1 protein-coding gene is annotated in these 953 nt (G+C 56.7%); it reads right to left on the reverse strand.

Annotated elements, in window-relative coordinates; translation table 11 throughout:
* Positions 1-953 (reverse strand): SpoIID/LytB domain-containing protein (locus A4R26_RS10010; RefSeq protein WP_133054613.1); only part of this gene is annotated, 953 nt, incomplete at both ends.

The following is a 953-nucleotide window of genomic DNA, read 5'->3' on the forward strand; positions in this document are numbered from 1 at the left end:
GTATATTCAATGGTGATAGAACCGCCGCTGGCCGGGTTGGGCGCCACTTTCAATGTGCCGTCATCAGTGATGCGGCTATCGTTGGTACCGCCGGCGATGGTGGCAGGGATGGCTGCGCCATCAGGATTGTAATAATGGTTCAATATCCAGGTATAGGTTTGGTCGGTTCCCCAGAAGCTGGAGCCCCACTGGCACATGCCGCGGCCTGCACCGCTCTTTGTACGGCCCACGCAACGGGCATCGGCAATACAGGGGTAATCGGTGCCGGTTCCGCTAAAGCCATCGCCGCAACCTGCGTTGTTCGATTCGGCGCAGTATTCGGCTTTATAAATAACCCCGTTCTTTACCAGCACCATACCTGCTGTTGCAATGGCCGCATTCTTCACGCTGGTAGCGCGGTCGGTTTGCCAGGTCTGGTGGCAGGCCGCTGCAGAAAGATCATAATTCTGGGCAACGGGGTTCTGTACGAACCATGCGCCGCGGCTGCGGTAGGCCACTGTGCCTGCCTGTAAGGAAGCGGCATTCCAACTGCTCACCCACTCATCGTCGACACCGGTTTGAACATAGGCTTCAAGGCTCATTACCTGTACGCGCGGACTGCTGCAGGTAGCGCATGCGCAACTGGTGGCAACGCGTATCACCGCAGGTACTGCAAGAGCGGCCAGTGTAGTGGCGCTTGCTTCCTCGCGGGCTGCCGTTTTGGTGAATACGGGCCGGCTGAACTCCAGCTGTTCGGCAATGGTTTTATCGAACAAACCATGACGGCGAACAAGGCGGTCGCCGCCAGCCGGTATTAATAGTGAACGCGGTGAAGCCGTTGCCGTCAATGCGATCTGCATTTCATACGTATCGGGAATGGTATACAGGTTCTGTATGCTGTTGGTGATGTACCCGGCTTTTGAACTTTGTATTGAAATAGTAGCAGGTGTTGCCCCGGGCGCAACAGCACCGGC

Origin of the sequence: Niastella populi, from assembly GCF_002078015.1 — a bacterium.
Taxonomy (GTDB): Bacteria; Bacteroidota; Bacteroidia; order Chitinophagales; family Chitinophagaceae; genus Niastella; species Niastella populi.